Annotated in this window: 1 protein-coding gene; it reads right to left on the reverse strand. The window is 66.2% G+C overall.

Annotation, left to right across the window (positions count from 1 at the left end; all coding sequences use genetic code 11):
* Positions 1–3,651 (reverse strand): non-ribosomal peptide synthetase (locus A5686_RS25150; RefSeq protein WP_156750234.1); only part of this gene is annotated, 3,651 nt, incomplete at both ends.

Raw genomic sequence — 3,651 nt, forward strand, 5'->3', positions numbered from 1 at the left:
CGGCCGATCGGTGGGCAGCTGCAGGCGCTCGGGCATCCCGGCCAGCGCATCCTCCCAATAGGCCAGCTGCGCGGCGATGGGACTGTTGCCGTCTTCGAGATCACCGAGGATTTCGCGCTGCCACAGCGTGTAATCGACATACTGCACCGCCAAATCGGCCCAACCCGGCTCCTGCCCGGCGCACCGGCTGGCATAAGCCACGCCCAAGTCGCGTACCAGCGGCCTCAACGACCAGCCGTCGGCGGCGATGTGGTGCACCACCGCGACCAGCACATGCTCGGAGTCCGCAACGGTGAAAAGCTTTACGCGCAATGGGGTTTCGGACGCCAAGTCGAACGTGTACCGCGCCGCGGCGCCGATCGCCTCAACGACCCGCTCCTGCAACCATTTCCGGGCATCGATGACCTGCCAGCCGAAGTCCGCTTGCTCGGCGGATGCCACCACCTGGCGCGGTACCCCGTCGGGGGCCGCGAACAGTGTGCGCAGGCTCTCATGGCGGGCAACCACGTCGGACAGCGCTGCGCGAAACGCCTCGGGATCCAGCTGCCCGCGCAACCGCAACGCCATTGCCATGTTGTAAACCGGTGAAGGGCCCTGCAATTGGTCTAAGAACCACAACCGGCTCTGGGCAAACGAAAGCGGCACTACCGCCGGTCGCTCACCGGGCACCAAGGGCTCGAGACCACCGCCATCGGCACCGATACGCGGCGCCAACTGGGCCACCGTGGGCGCCTCGAACAAGACGCGCACCGGGAGATTGGTGTCGAGGCCGGTGTTGATGGCGGTGACCAGGCGCATGGCCGACAGCGAATCCCCGCCCAGGTCGAAGAAGGAGTCGTCGACCCCGACGCGTTCGATGCCGAGGACCTCAGCGTAAGCACCGACCAGGATCTCTTCGGTCGGGTTGGCGGGGGCGCGGTAACGATCGGTGTCCTGGTACTCCGGTGTCGGCAAGGCGCGCGTATCGAGCTTGCCGTTGGGTGTCAGCGGCAACGCCTCGAGTGCCACCACGGCCGCGGGCACCATGTAGCCCGGGAGCCGTTCGGCTAGCGCTGCGCGCGCCTCGACCGGGTCGAGTGTGCCGGTGACATACCCCACCAGACGCTTCTCCCCCGGGCGGTCCTCGCGGGCGATCACCGCCGCCTGTGTCACCCCGGCCAAACTCGCTAGGGCTGTTTGGATTTCACCAAGTTCGATGCGGTACCCGCGGATCTTGACCTGCTCGTCAGCGCGACCCAGATAATCCAGCTGCCCATCGGCACGCCACCGCACCAGATCCCCGGTGCGATACATCCGTGCGCCCGGCGCCCCAAACGGGCACGCCACAAACCGCGACGCGCTCAACCCTGCCCGGCGCCAGTACCCCACACCGACTCCGCGGCCGGCGACATACAACTCACCAACGATCCCCACCGGCACCGGACGCAACCACCCATCGAGCACCGCAAAGGCCGCCCCAGGCACCGGCGACCCAATGGGCGGCGCCCCCGACCCCGCCACCAACGGCACGCTCTTCGCCGCCCACATGGTTGTCTCGGTCGGGCCGTAGACATTGACCATCACCCGCCCCAGCGCCCAGCGATCCACCAGCTCAGGCGGACACGGCTCGGCACCGATCACCAAGGCCGTCGACTCCAGGCCCTCGGGAGAAAGCACGCCCACCGCCGACGGGGTCTGGGTCAACACGCTGACCCGCTGCGCGGCCAGCAATGCGTGGAAGTCTTCCGGCGCGCGCGCCACCGAGTCGGGCACGACCACCAGCCGCCCGCCGTGCAGCAACGCTCCCCAGATCTCCCACACGGAGAAGTCGAACGCATAGGAATGGAATTGCGTCCACACCTGGTCCGGCCCCAGCTCTACACCGATGTCCAAACCGGCGAAGAGTTGAGCGACATTTCGCTGGGTGACCGCGACTCCCTTGGGCGTCCCCGTCGTGCCCGACGTATAGATGATGTGCGCGACATCGTCAGCGGCCGGCGCCGCCAACGCCGTGCTCGGTTGGGCCGCCACTACCGGATCGTCGATATCCACGACCATCAGGGCGCCAAACCCATCCAGCCGGGGCCGTAACTGTGCAGTGGTCAGCGCCGCGACCGGCCCGGCATCGCCAAGCATGAACTCCAACCGCGCCGCAGGCACCGCCGGGTCAATCGGCAAATAGGTTGCCCCGGTCTTCAGCACCGCCAAAATGGCGACGATCCCCTCGGCCGACCGCGGGAACAACAACGCCACCGAGGTACCCGGGCCAACCCCATATCCGGCCAACAAATGCGCCACCCGATTGGCGGCCTCATCCAATGCTCGATAGGTCAACACACGGTCATCGCATGCCAGGGCCACCGCCTCCGGAGCCCGCGCCACCTGCGCGGTGAACAACTCCGGAACCGACGCCGCCACGGGAGCGGGTTGCGTCAACATCGCCTGGTTGCCGAACTCCTGCAAGCGCGCACGCTCAGACTCATTCAGCAGATCGATTGACGACAGCGGCCGCGCTGGATCGGCGGCCATGGCCGCCAGCAGCTGCTGTAACCGTTCGACAAACGTGCCGATATCGGAGTGATCGAACACGGCGGTGTCGAATTCGACGCGCAGGCGCAGTTCGCTGCCCGGCAAGGCGACCACGGAAAGCGGATAGTGAGTGGATTCGTGGCTGGTGAACTCCGTGACAACCAGCTCGTCATCGCCCGCCAATGCGGCGGTATCCATGGGGTAGTTCTCGTATACGAACAGCGTGTCGAACAGTTGCTCGTGATTGGTGATGCGGTGGATCTCGCTGAGCGCGAGATGCTGATGTTCGAGCGTGTAGTTGTGCGTGTTTTGCAGTTGCTCGAGCAGTTCGGTGGTGGTGGTGGTGGGCGTGATGCGCGCCCGGACCGGCACGGTGTTGATCAACAGTCCCACCATCGACTCGGAGCCGACGACCTCGGCCGGCCTACCGGACACGGTGGTACCGAACGCCACATCATGCTGGCCGGTCAGCCAGCACAGTAACTGGGCAAAGGCGCCCTGCAACACCGTGTTGGCGGTGGTCCGACACGAGCGTCCCAGCTCGCTCACGGCCCGCATGGCCTCGGCAGGCAGCAGGAATGACTCAACGACGCGGGTGCCGAGCCCCAACCTGTGCCCCGAGCTGACCAGAGCGGGGGTGTCGAAGCCGTCCAACACCTCGCGCCATGCCGCGTGGGCGGCGTCCAGATCACGATCGGCCAGCCAGGTCACGAACCGGCGATACGACCCCGCGGGGGCCAGCGACTGCCCGTAATAACTGGCGAATATCTCCGCCAGCAAAATCGGCAATGACCAGCCATCGACCACGATGTGGTGATTGGTCAGCACAAACCGGTGCCGATCCGTCCCGCTGCGGATCAACGCCGCCCGGAACGCCGGCTCATCGGCCAAATCCCCAACCGCGGCACGTTCGGACGCACATAACCGATCGACCAGCTCATCCACGTCGGCGTCGAGACCGTCGCCGCTGAGGTCGATATACCGCCATGGCACAACCGGATCAGCCGGGATGATCTGCACCGGCTCATCGAATTGCGGGCAGAAGCGGGCCACGAGATGTGGGTGCCGCTTGACGACCGTGTGCACCGCGTCACGCAGTCGGTACGGGTCGAGGGCACCAGTCAGCTCGATATTCAGCTGCAC

It is taken from the genome of Mycobacterium sp. E2479, from assembly GCF_001667925.1.
Lineage (GTDB): Bacteria > Actinomycetota > Actinomycetes > Mycobacteriales > Mycobacteriaceae > Mycobacterium.